Here is a 17,338-nt window from a genome sequence, read left to right as displayed (position 1 = left end):
TTAATGTTTTATTTCATCTAGCTTGACAAAAAAGCGCCATAAAGGCGCTTTGAGTTTTCTATAAGCTGTGAACAACTATTTTTCAGCTAGTTTTGCTTCTAGCTCGGCAATGCGACTTTCCATAGCGTCTAGCTTTTCGCGGGTGCGAATAAGCACCTGGCTCTGAATGTCGAACTCTTCGCGAGTGACTAAATCAAGTTTCGACAGCTGCGACTGCAATACTGTTTTCACTCGGCCTTCTGCTTCTTCAGCCATGTTTTTAACGCCTGGTGGTACGGCATCAGCAATTTGTTTCGCTAAATCTTCGAGTTTCTTCGGATCCAACATGGAATTCCCTTATAATGCGCAGCTCAAAATGTGAAAGCTATTCTATCGGTATCGTCGCGACATGCAATGAAAACCGTGTTACTCCCAAACGTACGTTGTTTTAGGAACTAAATGAAACTAAATGAAGCTCAAGAATCTGCCGTAACCTATGTGTCTGGGCCATGTTTGGTGCTGGCTGGGGCGGGCAGTGGTAAAACCCGTGTAATTACCAACAAAATTGCTCATTTAGTTAGAAACTGCGATATGCCAGCACGCTATATTGCGGCGGTTACCTTTACCAACAAAGCGGCACGTGAAATGAAAGAACGTGTAGCACAAACCTTGGGCAAGCCAGAGGCACGCGGGTTAAAGGTATCTACTTTTCACACCATGGGCTTAACTATCATTAAAGCGCATGTAAAAGACTTAGGCCTAAAACCGGGGTTCTCGCTGTTCGATGATAAAGATTCGTTTGCTCTGCTTAACGACCTAACGTCTGACACCCTCGATGGTGATAAAGATCAGCTTCAGCTACTGCAAAGCTGCATTTCGAACTGGAAAAACGACCTCATCTTACCCGATGCTTTATTAAAGTCGGCAACCAGCACGGGCGAGAGAGAATTTGCAGAAGCCTACAAGCGTTACCAAGACAACCTAAAAGCCTATAACGCACTCGATTTTGACGATCTTATTCTGCTGCCCACGCTGCTTCTGAAAAAGCAGCGAAACAATAAGAGCCAAATGGCAGAGCAAAATTCGCTACTTGCTGGTGGATGAGTACCAAGATACCAATACCAGCCAGTACGAGTTGGTAAAGCTATTAGTAGGTGAGCGCGCACGCTTTACTGTAGTTGGCGACGACGACCAGTCTATCTACTCATGGCGTGGTGCAAAGCCGCAAAATCTGCATTTGCTTCAAGAAGATTTCCCGCGACTGAACGTGATTAAGCTACAGCAAAACTACCGCTCGTCAGGGCGTATTCTGCATTGCGCGAATATTCTAATTCAGAACAACCCGCACTTGTTCGATAAAACCCTGTTCTCTGAACTGCAGTACGGCGAGCCGCTTAAAGTGATAGAGGCAAAGAACGAAGAACATGAAGGTGAGCGAGTGGTGGCAGAGCTGCTGGCGCACAAGTTCATGAACCGCACGCAGTTTAAAGACTACGCCATTTTGTATCGCGGAAATCACCAAAGCCGTATCTTTGAAAAGCTGTTAATGAGTAACCGCATTCCTTACAAAATAAGCGGTGGCATGTCGTTCTTTGGTCGTGCCGAAGTGAAAGACATCATGGCCTATTTAAGGTTACTGGTGAATCAGGACGACGATAACGCTTTGCTTCGCATCATTAACACGCCAGGGCGCGGTATAGGCCGCGCTACGCTAGAAAAGTTGGGTAACTTTGCCAATAGTTTAGGCGTGTCTATGTTCGAAGCGGCGACCCACCCAAATTTAAATAGCGTGCTGCCCGACAAAGCTTTTCACTCGGTTTCGACCTTTGCCCGCTGGGTAGTGGAGTTATCAGACAATGCTGAACGTGGCAACACCGCTGATGCAGTACGCACCATGATCCGCACCATGGGTTATGAAGAGTGGCTATATGAAACCAGCGCCAGCCCCAAAGCCGCTGAAATGGCGATGGCCAACGTAAGTACCTTATTTGGCTGGGTCAACGATATGCTGGAAGGCAACGACTTAGACCAACCCATGACCTTAACTGAAGTGGTGAACCGCTTAATTCTGCGCGACATGATGGAGCGCGGCGAGGACGATGGGGAAGGGGACCAGGTCCAGTTAATGACCCTGCATGCCTCAAAAGGTCTAGAGTTTCCCATTGTGTTCTTAGTGGGTATGGAAGAAGGCTTATTGCCGCACCAAAGCAGCATTGACGAAGACAACGTAGAAGAAGAGCGCCGGCTTGCTTATGTAGGTATTACCCGTGCACAGCGCGAGCTGATATTTAGCCTTGCCAAAGAGCGCCGACAGTTTGGTGAAGTCATAAACCCTGAGCCAAGCCGCTTTTTATTTGAACTACCAGCTGACGACGTACAGTGGGAAAACCAAAAGCCGAAAGTTACCAAAGAAGAGCGCCAGCAAAAAGCACAGGTAGGCATTGCTAATTTAAGAGGCATCTTAGGGAAGAAGTAGTAGAGCCCGGGTGTGAGTGAGTACTTGCTTTTAGCTCGCTAGCGACGTCATATCAAGCACTTTTGCGTGCTTCAATATCTTGCCTTGACCGTATGAACATTCAATTTCACTAAGGGCATCAAGCTGTGCCTGAGAGTCTACACCTTCTGCAATTACCTGAAACTTCAAATGCTCAGAAATGAGCATAACCGACTGAATCAGCTTTAAGTTACGTTGAGAGCGCGGCAGCGATTTCACAAATCTGTGATCAATCTTGATGAAGTCGAAGGGGTAGGCAAACAGATAGCTAAGCGAAGCCAAGCCGCTACCAAAGTTATCAAGCACAAGGGTTACGCCAGCCCGTTTAAGCTTTTTAATTGCCGGTAAGATAAACTGCGAACGGCGGTTTAAGTCATTTTCGTCAAACTCAAACACTAGCTGGCTTGGCGTAATGTTAGATGTTGCGATCATATCTATCATTTGATTAACCATGGAGGCCTGCAGTAAATGATTAATCGATACGTTAACTGCTATTTTGTTGATAGGCTCATCGGTATTTTTATAGTGATTTAGCAATTCGCACGCTTTGGTCAGCTGAAATAAATCGAGGTCTAGGGTTAGACCGCTATGTTCCGCAACTTGTCTGAACTGCTCGCGGGCTATTTTACCGTAGGCAGGGTGAGACCAGCGAATATACATTTCCTTATACAGCGTGCTGTTGTCATTTAAATCAATAACGGGCTGCAAAAAGTAATCAAACTCTTCTTCACGCAGGGCGCGCCTAAACTCATTTTCAAGCTCAAGCTCTTCTATCAGCCTATCGCGCATGCTCTTATCAAACATGACATAGCGGCCACGCCCGAGGGTTTTCGCTTGATACATGGCAGCGTCAGCATCGCGTAGTACCTCGTCGGCGCTGCGATAATAGGTTTCTAAGTGAGCGATACCCACACTGGCGCCGGAATACATTTCTCGGCCATCCAGCAAAAAAGGCTCTGAAATAGATGAAATAATACGGCTGGCTACTTCTTCAACATCCGCTTCATCTTCGAAGTTATCCAGTAGCACAACAAACTCATCCCCTCCTAAGCGGGCTAATAAGTCGTGACCGCGAATACACAGCGCAATGCGTCTTGCGACCTCAATTAAAAACTCGTCGCCCGCGTGGTGACCTAGCGTGTCGTTAATAACTTTAAAGCGGTCCAAGTCGATAAATAACACCGCGAATAAGTTATCGCTGTAACGTTGCTTACTGGCAATGGCTAGTTCTAATCTGCTGGTGAACATAGCGCGGTTAGGTAAGTCGGTTAATGAGTCGTGGTGAGCGTCGTGAATTAGCTTAAGCTCAATCTCTTTACGCTCTTCAATTTGCTGCTTTAAAAACTTGTTCGCGCGGTTAAGCTCTGCAGTGCGCTCTTTCACGCGCTCTTCAAGCTCAATGTTATAGCGCTGCATCGACTCGGTGTTGCGCTTGCGCTCAATGGCTACAGCAATATGGTGCGAAACAAAGCGAAGTAGCTCTTGGTCGCGGGAGTTATATTTTGCCAATTTACCGTAAGTTTGCACTGCAATAACCCCGGCTATTTCCCCTTCAACGACAAGTGGGGAGCCAAGCCAAGAGTTAGCGCTATTTAGCATGTTCTGAGCAACCGTAACATCTAGGTCCCCCGACTCAGCCAACTCTAGTACTTTGGGTGGGTTAATTAGCTCGGCTTGCCCTGTACGTAAAACGTATTCGGTAAGCCCTAAGCCAAGAGGTCTAGCGCTGATTTCTTTTTGCTTCGTGTCGCTGAAATACGGGAACTCCAGCATCTCTTTATCTTTGTCGAGAATTGCTATGTAGCAGTTAGGGGCACTGATCAGCCGTGCAAGAATATCGTGTAGGCTGGAATAAAAGGCATTCATATCGCCTTCTAGAGTGGCCGCCAATTCAGAAATTTCAAACAGCGCTTGCTGTAACGACTCTACTTTTTGGCGTTCTAAAATTTCTTCTTGAAGGTCGTCGTTAATCTTTCGAAGCTGGCGGGTACGTTCTCGAATGGTACGTTCAGTAAGCTCTCTGTTCTTTACTCGATCTACTGTTGTGACAATATGCTGTGAAACAAACAGCAGAACTTCTAAATCTTCTTGAGTGTAATGCACGCCTTCATCGTAAGTTTGCACTACCATGGCACCAATCACCTGACTGCCACGCTTTAAAGGCACGCCCAGTAACTCAAAAGGTTGGGAACCGACTAGCTTAATGTCGTGCTCAGAGGCGAAAGTTTCTTCTTCGTCGCGCTTATAAAAAAGGTGGTTGCCGGTTCTGAGAATATAACCCGTCATACCGTCCATCAAAGATTCAGCGGGAAGCTGAGGAACAGTTTGTTCGTCGAACTCATCAATAAAATAGGCAAAGTCGACAATGTGGGTTTCTGGTTCGTAAAAGGCAACAAAGAAGTTGTCTGCATTCATGAAGTCGGCAATGATTTCATGAATAGCGGAGTAAAGGCGATTTAGGTGGCTTACAGAACTGGCAAGTTCAGAAATATCAAAAAGCGCCTTCTGAACACGTTCAGCACGCTTATATTTGTCGGTAAGTTGTTGAAGCTGCGGTATAAGTTCGCGCAGTTCCTCTTCCGTCAACTCATGTTGCGTCGAATCTTTTGACATTCCGCTCGCCAGTAAAAAAGTAACGTTTCCCAACGAGTTAAATTACCCGATTAGAGGATAAAACGCTACTTTTTCCATCAAGTTGTTGTGATTGTGTAGGTTCTAGATACCTTCAATCATGTACTCAATAGCTGCTTTAATTTCGTCATCAGAGCAATTGCCACAGGTACCACGAGGAGGCATAGCATTAATACCGTTCAAAGCGTTTTGCCATACACCATCAAGACCGCGCTCGTCCAAACGAGGCTGCCAATCAGCTGCATTTTGAAGCTTAGGAGCACCTAAAACGCCCGCTGCGTGACACGCAACGCATGCAGAGTTATAAACGTCTTCGCCAGACTTCGCGCCGCCCGCTGCGCCTGCACTACCTTCAGCTGCTGCACCTGCAACGTGTACTTGACCTACCGGCTTAATGCGATCGGCAATTTCATCGTTACTCATTTCTTGCGCTTGTGCTGCAAAAACAGTTAGCGCAGTAGCAGCAACAGTTAACCAAGTCTTTAATTTCACATCTGTCTCCAGGCAATGATGAATTTGTTTAAAATATAACTCGCCAGATTATAACGGTTAATTGGGGCTGAACAACTATTTGAGGCCAATTACCCATAAAAAGTAAGGATTTTTAACACTTCTGCCAAGCCATCTAAAGAGATTTTAATAAATGAGTTGAAGCCAGCCCGTGGCGTCAGTATTATTACGCCCCGTTTGCTGCATACGTTTAGCCACGGAGTTCATTACAGTAAACGCTCGGTGATTATTTCACTGGTACTACAAACCGCCCTTAGCTCAGCTGGATAGAGCGCGGCCCTCCGGAGGCCGAGGTCAGAGGTTCGAATCCTCTAGGGCGGGCCATTTTATTTGTGGTTTTTGCGGAAACTAGAAGGCGTATAGTGAGTCGCTTTCTTAAAAAATTTAGTGAAATGAGCTTGGTCTTGAAAACCCAGACGCTCTGCTACGGCAGAGATGTTGATATTCGAAAAAATCAAAAGCCTTTTCGCCTCATCTAATAAGTACCTGTAAATCAATTCTGAAGCGCTTGATTGAGAATACTGCCTGCAAATTACATTAAGATGAGCGCTACTTACTCCTATCTTATTCGCGTACCACTTCACTTGGTGTTGTTCGCAACCATACTTCTTAATTAGCATCTCGTAAAAGCGGACTTTATGTTCAGATCTAGACGGCTTAATCACAGGTTGACTTGTTGATGGCTCAACCCTACCGAGAATAATTAAAAGTTGTTGAAGTAACGCTATTGTCATCGCCCCGCTACAAGCGAAGACGTTCCGAGCTTCGTCTTCCAGCTTTTGGCACAAATAGACGATATCATGTATGTACTTTCCGTCTAAACTCCCTATTAATGCGTCGTCAATGAAACCCAAGGAATCTACATTCTGTGCTATTTGTTTTACCACGGGTGAAACAACAGATAATACATGCCCTTTCGACCCGACGTCCCAATCAAACCCATGAACAACATTTTCAGGTATAAAAAGCGCGCAGGGAGCGGTCACTATCGTATTCCTGTCATCGAGTTGAACTTTACAACCGCCAGTCGTGATAACAAAAATTTGGCAAAGCGCCTTGTGACGATGAGGTAGTATCTTCCACCCGTGTTGTTGGCTACGAACGGTCAGTGCTTCGCTATGAAAGAAAGCTTCGAACTCGTCAAAGCTATTCTCTACATAGAGCTCGAGATTTTTAGCGGTCAATCTTTACCTCCGCCGTGAACCATTTCCCTGCTTGACGAAAGTTGATGACAATAGCGTCACTTTTGGTGTTGCTGTTACATTGCTTCAAGTGATTTGCCTTTCGTCTCTTTCACGAACTTCACGACAAAGAAAATAGATAAAAATGCAGCAAGCGCGTAAAGACTATAAGCACCAACCAAACCAATTCCTAAAAGCAATATTGGGAAGGTTATTGTAATGAGGAAGTTGGCGACCCACTGTGCAAGGCCACTTATAGCTAAACCAGACCCTCTTACTTGATTAGGAAACATTTCACCTAACATTACCCACATCACGGGCCCCCACGATAAATTAAAGAAGAAAACGTAAACATTAGCCGCCACTAGAGCGAGTGTTCCCATATGACCCGGCAGCTGAAGCTGTCCATCTATAAATTGTCCGCTTTGAAATGCGATAACCATTAACGCTAGTGCTGTTGCCATACCGACAGAGCCGACAGTGAGTATGGGCTTTCGGCCCCATTTATCGATCAAGGTAATGGTAATAATACAAGCAAAGATACTCAGCCCTGCACTGAGTATATTTATTAGTAATGCATCTGACTCTGTAAACCCAACGGCTTGCCACAATACGGCACCGTAATAAAACACCACATTTATACCAACAAGCTGTTGTAAAACGGCTAGACCAATACCTACCCACACAACAGGCCTAACTTTGTTCGTTGATGTGTCGAAAATGTCTCGCATTGAAGGCTTATGATCAGCTTGCAGCGAGTTAGATATCTCGCTGTATATAAGATTGGCCTGCTGTTCTCCAAAAAGCGCACTTAACACGCTTTTGGCTTTTTCTTCTTTTCCAGAGAAAACTAAATATCTTGGGCTTTCTGGTATAAAGAACAGTGCGAAAAAAAACAAACTTGCTGGGGCAAGTTCTACCCAAAACATCCAACGCCAAGCTTCAAATTCTGCCCACAATATGTCAGTTGATTTGCCTGCGGATAGCGCCAATGCATAGTTGCTAACAAATGCCGAGAAGAGACCAGCAATAATGGCAACTTGTTGAATAGTCGCCAAAGCGCCCCGGTATCTAGCTGGTGCAATTTCTGCAATATAAGCCGGTGACATGACGGAAGCTGCCCCTACAGCTATCCCTCCAAGTACGCGGTATATAACAAATTCAATCGAGCTACTAGCGAGCCCCGAGCCTAACGCTGAGATAATAAAAAAAACTGCTGCGACAATCAGCAGGCTTTTCCTACCAAAAATATCTGCTAATTTCCCCGCAAAAAATGCGCCAATGGCACAACCTAATAGCATTGATGCAACGTTAAAACCTGTGCCTACATCATCGGCATTAAACGCAGATTGCAGTCCGTCGATGGTCCCATTAATCACGCCACTGTCGAAACCAAATAAAAAACCGCCAATAGTCGCCACCAAGCTGACCAGAATAATAGTGAATCGGTTTTCGTTAGTGTTTGCTTGTTGCACAAACTTTCTCCTAGTTGTTTTTATTTAGACCTTCCATGAAGGGAAAATAGAGCTCACCTTTTCTTTCCTTTTCTATTTTCAAAGGAGTATCAGGGAATAAGCCGTTGTATTTATCAAATCTATTAGGTTCTACTTTCCACCAATCGGGAAAGGGAGCTGCTTCTAAACCCTCTTTTTTACGTAAGTTCAACCCCTCTGAGAGGCGAGCGTTGAAAGGAACAGAAGGCTTTGCCCCTGTTGCTGGAAATAAAGATTGATAAAGCGCTTTGCGAAGAGGAAGCTAGCTTTTCTGCGTAATCAGGGTGGCGAATTAAGTTTTTCCGCTCATCGGGGTCAGTACTTAAATCATACAGTTCTTCTATGTCCCAAACGCCGTGGTACTGAATGTATTTAAGGTCGCCTCGTCGTATTGAGAATGTGGTTGGGGTCATAGGAAATGAATATTCCCAGTAATACTCGTACACAAAGTCAGGGGCATCCCACTTCTCTTCCTTTACCGCACCAGTGGCAACGGGTAAGAAGCTTTTCCCTTCGAAGTGACTTGGTGCCGCTATACCAGCAAGGTCTAGAAATGTTGGGGCTAAATCAAGGTTTCGCACTAATGTATGGTTGCTCTCTCCTTCAGGCAGCAAACCAGGAGCACTTATAACAAGCGGTACCTTAATAGAGCTTTCATAAGCATTTCGCTTATCAATTAGTCCGTGTTCCCCAATCATAAAGCCGTTATCGCTGTAGAAAACAACCATAGTATTATCAAAGAGGTTTTTCTTTTTCAGATAGCTAATAATTTCGCCTAAACCATCGTCTACCGCTGACAACGTTGCGTAATAATTTTTTAAGTAGTCACTCATTTTTCTGTCACTGGCATAGAAAAATTCTACGCCATGCCAGCTATTTCTTTGATTGTGAACCCACATAGGCTTGTTTTTAGCATCTTCTTTTGTCACCTTTGCGCTTTCAGGCAATGTAAATTCGACATCCTTGTACTGGTCTTTGTGGCGAGCGGCAGGCGTTGCATCTGAATGCACTGCTTTATGGCTTAGATAAAGTAAAAATGGCTGTGTTTGGTCGATATCGTTATCTAGCCACTCAAGTGCATAGTCGGTTAACTCATCTGTGATATAGCCTTTTTGATCAACGTGAACACCATCCACGTTTAGCTGGTTTACAATCCCTTTATTGCGTAATGGTGGAGGTACCCGGTCTTGCGGATAATAGGTTCCCTGACCGGTGAAACTTACCCATTTATCGAAGCCTTTACGGGGCATATCTGAGTGAGACCCCATATGCCATTTCCCAAAAAAGCCCGTTTGGTAGCCCGCGTCTTGTAAATACTGAGGGAAAAAAGTTAACCCCTCTTCGCTAGAATTATTATTATCAACGATCTTATGATTGCGAGTAGACATGCCTGTCAAAATTGATGCACGGCTAGGTGAGCACAAAGACGAAGTCACCAATGCATTTGTGAAGTGCACGCCGGTTGATGCCAAATCATCAATATTGGGGGTTTGGAGCGTAGGCTGAATGAAGCCCATTCCGTCATATCGAAGATCATCAACTAATACAAATACAATGTTTCGCTTCTGGCCATGCTCGCTTTCAGTTGCCGAGGCCTGGACAAAAAGAGTAAATACACTGCAAACCGTGATAAAAACCTTTAATGTGCGCTTCAATTTATGCTCTCCAAAAAAGTGCGCCGCCTCAGCGGCTCACACTATTGCGAAACTTCACAGTCGTCTGATGGTTCAAGCGAGATGTAATGTGATCATGTCGAGGTGAAGTAAGATATGGAAAAGTAATGCGTGCCCCAATCAAGCGCTGAGCTACCTGCAGTGAATGTAACCTACGGCGTGTATTTTGTCGCTGGTCATGAAACAAATTACTTTTAACATTTCAGTAACCACCGATCCTAGAAAAAGCCGCGGTAAGGTAAAAATCGAAATTACAGATACTAAATATCTCTATACTCGATAGACGTTGTTGCCGTTATTTTTTTCGATGTTTACTCGGCTCAATAAAGAAGCGAAGTCCACGGGTTTAGCTGCGTTTAGAGCTTAGGTGTTAAACGTTTTGCTAAGTATCATAGTTTGCGATAGGTGGGTATCACGAAATCGGAGTGTTCAAACGTTTCTATTTGGTTAAATTCTTGTAAACCGTTGGGTGGCTAGATTCAAAGACCGCTTTGTGAAACTAGCTAGCACATAACGCATTTTAATAACGCGGCACAAATAACACTCTCGAATGACTACTGAGAAGAGGGACACATGAAAAGCACATCAAAATTTAAACAGTCAGCGCTGGTAACCCTTATAGCAGCTGTTTTTGCTCAATCAGCCGTTGCGCAGAACGCTGAAACCGAAGCCAAGGACTCTGAAGGCTTTGAAGTTATTATGGTTAAAGCACAGCGTACTTCGCAAGATATTCAGAAAGTACCGGTAAGTGTACAAACATTATCTTCTGACGATTTACAAAAACAAAGCATCAATGAAATCACTCAACTTTCAACGCTTGCGCCTACATTACAACTAGGGCAAGACAACACCTTTGCCATTCGCGGTATTGGCACGCAAGTGTTTGCAGAAACCATTGACCCGAGTGTGGCGTTGGCAATTGACGGCGTAAGCTTAGGGCGAAATGCGCTTGCTGGCCAACCATTCAACGACATTGCCTCTGTTGAAGTACTTAACGGTCCTCAAGGCTTGTTATTTGGTAAAAACGCATCCGCAGGTTTGGTAAACATTACAACAAGAAGGCCTGAGTTTGATGAATTCTCAGGTAATGTCTCATTAGAATATAACTACAGAGATACCACGCCCACAGATGCCAAAGGGCACATTATCAGAGGGACGGTAAATGTTCCTGTTTCAGATAATTCAGCGCTTCGTGTAAATCTGCTCAAATCGTCTCAAGATCCGCTTATCGAAAACGTGTTTCCTAATGACGATGTAAGAACAGACTTAGGTCAGGATAAATCGGGGATTAAAGTTAAGTACCTTTATGAAGATGGCCCCTTTTCTTTATACGCGATTGCCGATTACAACGAAAACGAAGGCACGGCTGAGCGCTACAGCCGAACCTATCGAACCGTAGATCCAAACAGTGAGTTATTGGACTTTTTTGAGCCAGACAATATTGTTCCAGGCCCTGAAAATATGACCAACAATTCAGATGGTGCAATGTTTAGCGACGTAGAGACAGGTGGAGCGCAAGTTGAGTTGGCGTATGAGTTTGATAGCGGTATAGAGCTCATTAATATTGCTGCGTGGCGTTACTTTGAAAGCGATACAAATTTGCACAATGACTTTGCATCTAGAAGAGACATTGTTGATAACCCAAATACCAACGACTACGAGCAATATTCAAACGAAGTGCGACTCGTATTCCCCAAAAATGACGATTATTCAGGGCAGGTTGGACTTTTCTACTTTAATTCTACCTCTGATATGACCAACAGCTTAGACGTTGAAGGCCCTCCTCCATTTGTTGCAGTTGGGTTCCCATTTTGCGTTGGCGCAGAGATTTCTGGACCGCCGCCAGAATGCCCGTATAGCAATGACGTTTTCTTAGGGAACGACAGCGATACTGAGCTAAAACAGGAAAGCTATGCTGTTTTTGGTCAGTTCGACTTTTACTTGACCGATAAATTAACGGCTGTCGCAGGTGCTCGCGTTACGCAAGACGACATTTCAACAGACGTTTTACAAATGCAGCGTAATTACTTTGTTGGAATAGGTGGCCCGCGTGGTCGATTCCAAGAATCAGTCGATAATACCAACGTCAGTTGGAAGTTGGGCGCTAACTATGAGTACACCAATAAGGTCATGCTGTACGCATCGATTGGGCAAGGCTATAAAGCACCTGGATTTAATACAGATAACCAAGGTAACCCTGATATTCCATTTGCAGTTGAAGATGAAATATCGACCACGTTCGAGGCCGGTGTAAAGAGCAGACTGCTAGATAACAATGTTATCTTGAACGTGTCTGTGTTTAACACTGATTTTGATAACTACCAAGCGCAGTCGTTTAATCTAGACGCTCAAGCGTTCATTATTCAAAATGCGGCAAGCGTAACGTCCCGAGGTGCTGAAATTTCATTAAAGGCCATGGCAACTGAAAACCTCACGCTCCAATGGGACACGTCATTACTAGACGCAACGTTTGATAACTTTGAAGGTGCATCGTGTACGCCGGATTCTGAAGTTTGTGGTCCTGACGATGCGTTCTTTGATGCCTCGGGTTACACGCTACCAATGGCACCTGACATTACATCAACGCTGCAAGCAAACTATGAACAAGAGTTGACCGAAAACATGTATGGTTTTGTGAATGCAAACGTATACTACCGCTCGGAAACGTCTTATGGAATTGGTTCGCCTCAGAGAGAACTTGATGCAATAACAACTTTAAATTTGAGTGCCGGTATCTCTACCTACGATGGCTTAAACGTCTCTGTTTTCTGCAACAACTGTACTGATGAAAAGTATCCTGTTTCTATCGGTTTTGATGCAGGTGAAAACAATGCCGGGTTAGCCTCAACCGTACAGACATGGGGACTTAACTCAATGCGTACCATTGGTATAAGAGTATCTCAAGAGTTCTAATCAACTAAAGCGCTAGGCCTGCGCCTAGCGCACTTTTCACTCATTAAAGTCCCAAAAATTCGATATCCTGTAACTATCGTTTTTAACGATAGTTATATATCCAAATTATCAACTATTTCTCACTTTGTGATTCTTTTAGCATAATTTGTTAATTTTGTTTTAAAATTTTTCGACGATGTTGCGATTTACATGGCCTGGCAAACAGGGCAAAAGCGCGCATACTGCATGGAAAAAATTCATATGAAGTTTATAAAAAGATGCTCTGTTTTGATGGTTTTTCTTTCCGTACCCACTTTTTCTTCAGCTAATACGTCAGACGAGCTTAAACTTGGCCACGCGCCAGTGGAAGACATTGTTAAAGCAATGACGCTAGATGAAAAGGTAATGCTTGTTCGAGGAACGGGCATGGCCATGGAAACCGGTGGGCCGCAAGTCGGTGTAACTAAAGATAAAGTGCCTGGCGCCGCAGGAACAACTTATGCGATAGAGCGATTAGGTATTCCTTCCATCGTTTTTGCCGACGGACCTGCAGGTTTGCGTATCTCGCCCACTAGAGATGACCATGAAGCAACCTTTTACGCCACTGCTTTTCCTATCGCAACCTTAATCGGTTCAAGCTGGAACCTTCCTCTTGTTCAAAAATTTGGGCAAGCGGTAGGTAATGAGGCCAAAGCGTACGGCATTGATGTGATGCTAGCGCCTGCATTGAATATACACCGGCATGCAATGGGAGGACGGAACTTTGAGTATTTTTCTGAAGATCCCGTTGTAAGTGGAATGATGTCTGCTGCGTATGTTGAAGGCCTGCAATACCAGGGAGTAGGTGCAACGCTAAAGCACTTTGTTGCTAACAACCACGAATGGAATCGTGATCAAATTGATGTAGAAGTAGATGAAAAAACGTTTAGAGAAATTTATTTAAAAGGGTTTGAAATTGCCATAAAAGAGAGCGCACCATGGGCGTTAATGTCTTCGTACAATAAAGTAAATGGCGAATATACATCAGAAAGCAGTGCTATTTTAACGGACACCCTTCGTCACCAGTGGGGGTTCGACGGCATCGTGATGACGGATTGGTTTGGTGGCGATAATCCCGTAAAGCAAATGTCGGCGGGCAACGATTTACTGATGCCTGGTATGGATCATCAAAATGCTATCATCAAAGGTGCCGTTGAAAACGGTGCACTAGAAGAGTCTGTTTTAGATCGTAACGTTAGCAATATTTTGAATCTAATCGTCAAAACCCACTCGTTTAAGAAAAGCACAGTCACCAACAAACCACCCCTTCAAGAAAATGCCAAACTCGCTCGCGAAATCGCTACAGAAGGGATGGTACTGCTTAAAAATGAACACCAGGCACTACCTTTACAGGCTGGTGCTTCAGTTGCGTTGCTTGGAAATAGTTCGTATCAAACAGCGATTGGCGGCACTGGCAGTGGCGATGTTCATGAAGCTTACAGTATTTCAATTGCGCAAGGGCTTAAGAACGCAGGAATACGTTTAAGCGAGGAATTATCATTACGTTACGATAAACACATCGCAACTGAAACTGCCAATTTGCCTGTATCCCACCACCCTTTAGCGGACATGATGCCAAGCCCTGCATTAGGTGAATTAGACATATCAACAACACTAGCTGAAGCGCTTGCACAAACCCACGATGTTGCCATCTTTACTTTAGGTCGCAATTCAGGAGAGTTCGTAGATAGAGAGCGTGAAGACTTTTATCTTACAGAACATGAACAGGCTCTTTTGACTGAGCTATCACGCGCTTTCTCGGCCAAAAACAAACCTTTTATCGTTCTTTTAAATGTTGGCGGTGTAATCGAGACGCAGAGCTGGAAAGAAAAAGCTGACGCCATATTGCTTACTCATCTACCTGGACAAGAAGCCGGTAATGCAGTGGCTGATATACTTACTGGTGAAGTAAGCCCGTCAGGCAAGCTTGCATCAACATGGCCACTTAAGCTTGAAGATTATCCATCAGATAAAGGCTTTCCTGGTTTTATCACCGATAAAGAAGCAGAACCAAATGGCATAACCGGCTCTCAACCATCTAAAGTTGTTTATCAAGAGGGGACACGAGTAGGCTACAGGTACTTTGATGGGGCGAACGAAGCGGTAGCATTTCCTTTTGGCTTTGGCCTTTCATACGCTAACTTTAGCTATCAAAACGTGTCTTTAAGCAGTACGTCTTTTTCAGATGAGGTGAAAGTTAAGGTAACGGTTACTAATACCGGGGAGGTGCCAGCCAAAGACGTCGTTCAGCTTTATATTGGTGCACCACAAGGCCCACAATCCTTAATTAAAAAGCAGTTGAAGCATTTCGCTAAAACAACGCTGTTAGCGCCCAAGGCGTCAGAAGATGTAGTGTTTACCTTAACCGCAGAAGATCTCACGTCGTTTAATACAGAAAAGAACGCTTGGTACGCCGAGGCCGGGTTGTATGACGTGCATCTTGCTTCTTCATCTAAAAACATTTTTTCAACCCAGCCCCTTGAGTTGAAAAGCTCCATTTACCAGCCGCTTTAAAGGAGATTGCGATGTTAAGAAAAATTATAGCGATAGCATTATTAGCGGCGAATACGTCACAGGTAATGAGCGCTGAATTTGATAAGCAACGAGACAGCGAAAAGCCGAATATCGTTCTTGTTGTGGCAGAAGATTTAAGCGCGCGTATTGGTGCCTATGGTGACGACGTTGCGCGTACGCCAAACTTAGACAGCTTGGCTAACGAAGGCGTAATGTTCAACAATGTGTATACCATGGCTGGTGTTTGCGCACCATCTAGAGCGGGGCTTATCACTGGTGCTCCGCCACACAGAGTAGGCCTTCAGCATATGCGTACTGCAGACAGAGAGTATTTTGGTGTTCCGCCTGCACAGGTCAAAGCCTATCCTGAAATTCTTCGTAAAAATGGCTACTTTACTTACAACGATATCAAGACCGACTACCAATTTGCCAAAGGTGCCGTTGGCGTGGGGCCTTTTACTATTTGGAGTGCTAACGGAAATGTTCGCAACCCTGAAGACTCGTTAGTGCCTTCGGCATGGAGAACACATGACCTGCAGGGTAAACCGTTTTTCCTAAACTTAAACCCTTTTATTACACACGAGTCAGCGCTGTTTATACCAGAAAATACGCCACCTCATTTACAACAAATGAACCAAATCAGTGAGGGGATCCGCGCAAACTACCAATTCAGTACACCCGACTTAGATAAAATTACGGTGCCTCCTTATTTAGTCGATACAAAAGAAACGCGGCAGGAAATCGCGAGGTTTTATGAGAATATCGAGGTAATGGACCAACAAGTTGGGACTGTCATCGAGAATTTGAAGAAAGATAAACTGTGGGACAACACCATCTTTATATTTACCACCGACCATGGTGATGCGTTGCCTCGCAGTAAGCGCGAAGGGTTAGTTTCAGGTATCAAAGTGCCAATGATTATGCACATTCCTGAAAAATATAAACCTGATTGGATGCCAGAAAGTGGCCAAACAATAGACCGGTTAGTGTCTTTTGAGGACATTGCCCCAACCCTGTTGGGTTTTGCAGGCATCGAAAGGTTACCCTATATGCAGGGAATTGATTTGTCTGATGACGCACCGGTCAAACGGCACTATATTTTTGCTGACCGCGCCAGAATGGATGCTGTCGATCTTCGCTCTTACTACGTGTTAGACGAAAAATATCAGTACGTACGCAACTACGCTACCCAACCAAATGGCTCTGAAATTAAATTCAGAAACGTACTCTCATCAGTTAAAGCGTTGAACAATGCTAAAGCGAGCAACACGCTTACGGCTCAGCAGAAAACATGGTTCGACAGCAAGGTGCCAGAGGAGCTTTATGACTTATCAAAAGATGCCGAGCAGCTTGTTAACTTAGCGAGCAATCCTGATTACGCCCATGTTCTGTCGCGTTTCAGAGAGCAGTTGGATAACTGGCGTAATCTTGGTAGTGACTACAACTTAATTGAAGAGAACGTATTAATTCAAGATAGCGGAAATCGTCATGACGCGCAGCAAACAACCCTTCCTGCCGTTGCCGAGATTGATGAGATCACAGGTAAAGTTTTCATAGCCCCTAGAACAGAAGGTGCATCCATAGGCTATAGCTATGACAACAAAGTATGGCAAGTTTATGATAAAAGCTTTGTACCAGATAGTGCGCACAATAAGCTTTTCATCAAAGCGGTACGCTATGGCTGGGCAGAAAGTGAAGTTATCACATTAATGTACTAGCCACCACTAAGCTGGCTCTGCAAGGCAGCGCCAGCGCCTTCAAAGGGCTCTCTCTGTAAAAAAATCTGCTACAGCCTTCTAGTCCAGCTGTAGCTATTTTTGTAATCTTTCAATACCTAACTATTTGCTACCTCTTATTCCTTAAAACATTTTCCTTGCGATAAAAAGTACATCTAGCTAGCGGCGGGTCGGAGAGAGAACGCATAGCTTAGAC

At 44.5% G+C, this 17,338-nt stretch carries 9 protein-coding genes, 1 tRNA gene and 1 pseudogene; 5 read left to right on the top strand and 6 right to left on the bottom strand.

Features of this window, described 5'->3' with window-relative positions; all coding sequences use genetic code 11:
* Nucleotides 1-75: 75 nt before the first annotated feature.
* Nucleotides 76-327, bottom strand: a complete 252-nt coding sequence (ubiK, locus tag ACYX4M_RS06740) for a ubiquinone biosynthesis accessory factor UbiK (RefSeq protein WP_012516595.1) — start codon at nucleotides 325-327, stop codon at nucleotides 76-78.
* A 111-nt stretch (nucleotides 328-438) separates the two neighbouring features.
* On the opposite strand from ubiK, the pseudogene rep reads away from it, so the two are divergent.
* A pseudogene (rep, locus tag ACYX4M_RS06735) lies at nucleotides 439-2,455 on the top strand (DNA helicase Rep).
* Between the two features lie 30 nt (nucleotides 2,456-2,485).
* On the opposite strand, the gene ACYX4M_RS06730 reads toward rep, so the two are convergent.
* Both ACYX4M_RS06730 and ACYX4M_RS06725 read right to left on the bottom strand, forming a co-directional pair.
* Nucleotides 2,486-5,086: a sensor domain-containing phosphodiesterase gene (locus ACYX4M_RS06730; RefSeq protein ID WP_476082392.1), complete on the bottom strand. Its 2,601-nt coding sequence runs from the start codon at nucleotides 5,084-5,086 to the stop codon at nucleotides 2,486-2,488.
* Between the two features lie 102 nt (nucleotides 5,087-5,188).
* Nucleotides 5,189-5,596, bottom strand: coding sequence for a c-type cytochrome (locus ACYX4M_RS06725; RefSeq protein ID WP_474828778.1), 408 nt, complete (start codon nucleotides 5,594-5,596; stop codon nucleotides 5,189-5,191).
* Between the two features lie 265 nt (nucleotides 5,597-5,861).
* Between ACYX4M_RS06725 and ACYX4M_RS06720 the strand changes: the two genes are divergently transcribed.
* Nucleotides 5,862-5,938 (top strand) — tRNA-Arg (locus ACYX4M_RS06720).
* A gap of 2 nt (nucleotides 5,939-5,940) precedes the next feature.
* Here ACYX4M_RS06720 and ACYX4M_RS06715 read toward each other — a convergent pair.
* The 3 genes from ACYX4M_RS06715 to ACYX4M_RS06705 all read right to left on the bottom strand — a co-directional run bounded on the left by ACYX4M_RS06715 (nucleotide 5,941) and on the right by ACYX4M_RS06705 (nucleotide 9,943).
* Nucleotides 5,941-6,798 carry a helix-turn-helix domain-containing protein gene (locus ACYX4M_RS06715; RefSeq protein ID WP_476082391.1) on the bottom strand — a complete coding sequence of 286 codons (858 nt, stop codon included), beginning with the start codon at nucleotides 6,796-6,798 and terminating at the stop codon, nucleotides 5,941-5,943.
* A gap of 74 nt (nucleotides 6,799-6,872) precedes the next feature.
* Nucleotides 6,873-8,270, bottom strand: a complete 1,398-nt coding sequence (locus ACYX4M_RS06710; protein ID WP_476082390.1) for a sugar porter family MFS transporter — start codon at nucleotides 8,268-8,270, stop codon at nucleotides 6,873-6,875.
* 176 nt (nucleotides 8,271-8,446) lie between these two features.
* Nucleotides 8,447-9,943, bottom strand: a complete 1,497-nt coding sequence (locus ACYX4M_RS06705) for a sulfatase family protein (protein WP_476082389.1) — start codon at nucleotides 9,941-9,943, stop codon at nucleotides 8,447-8,449.
* A 591-nt stretch (nucleotides 9,944-10,534) separates the two neighbouring features.
* On the opposite strand from ACYX4M_RS06705, the gene ACYX4M_RS06700 reads away from it, so the two are divergent.
* The 3 genes from ACYX4M_RS06700 (at nucleotide 10,535) to ACYX4M_RS06690 (ending at nucleotide 17,124) form a co-directional block, all read left to right on the top strand.
* Nucleotides 10,535-12,874 (top strand): TonB-dependent receptor, encoded by a 2,340-nt coding sequence (locus ACYX4M_RS06700; protein ID WP_476082388.1) that lies wholly within the window; start codon nucleotides 10,535-10,537, stop codon nucleotides 12,872-12,874.
* Between the two features lie 240 nt (nucleotides 12,875-13,114).
* On the top strand, nucleotides 13,115-15,406 hold the full coding sequence (locus ACYX4M_RS06695) for a beta-glucosidase (RefSeq protein ID WP_476082387.1): 2,292 nt from the start codon (nucleotides 13,115-13,117) through the stop codon (nucleotides 15,404-15,406).
* An 11-nt stretch (nucleotides 15,407-15,417) separates the two neighbouring features.
* Nucleotides 15,418-17,124, top strand: a complete 1,707-nt coding sequence (locus tag ACYX4M_RS06690) for a sulfatase family protein (RefSeq protein WP_476082386.1) — start codon at nucleotides 15,418-15,420, stop codon at nucleotides 17,122-17,124.
* Nucleotides 17,125-17,338 lie beyond the last annotated feature (214 nt).

The organism is Alteromonas sp. ABV4_150 (genome assembly GCF_056311745.1).
Note: the sequence above shows the minus strand (reverse complement) of the source record. Positions and strands in the feature narration are given on the sequence as shown.

Bases quoted from the DNA above. Each gene is read 5' to 3' on its own strand.
- ubiK (WP_012516595.1), bottom strand. From the start codon at position 327: ATGTTGGATCCGAAGAAACTCGAAGATTTAGCGAAACAAATTGCTGAT.
- ACYX4M_RS06730 (WP_476082392.1), bottom strand. From the start codon at position 5,086: ATGTCAAAAGATTCGACGCAACATGAGTTGACGGAAGAGGAACTGCGC.
- ACYX4M_RS06700 (WP_476082388.1), top strand. From the start codon at position 10,535: ATGAAAAGCACATCAAAATTTAAACAGTCAGCGCTGGTAACCCTTATA.
- ACYX4M_RS06695 (WP_476082387.1), top strand. From the start codon at position 13,115: ATGAAGTTTATAAAAAGATGCTCTGTTTTGATGGTTTTTCTTTCCGTA.
- ACYX4M_RS06690 (WP_476082386.1), top strand. From the start codon at position 15,418: ATGTTAAGAAAAATTATAGCGATAGCATTATTAGCGGCGAATACGTCA.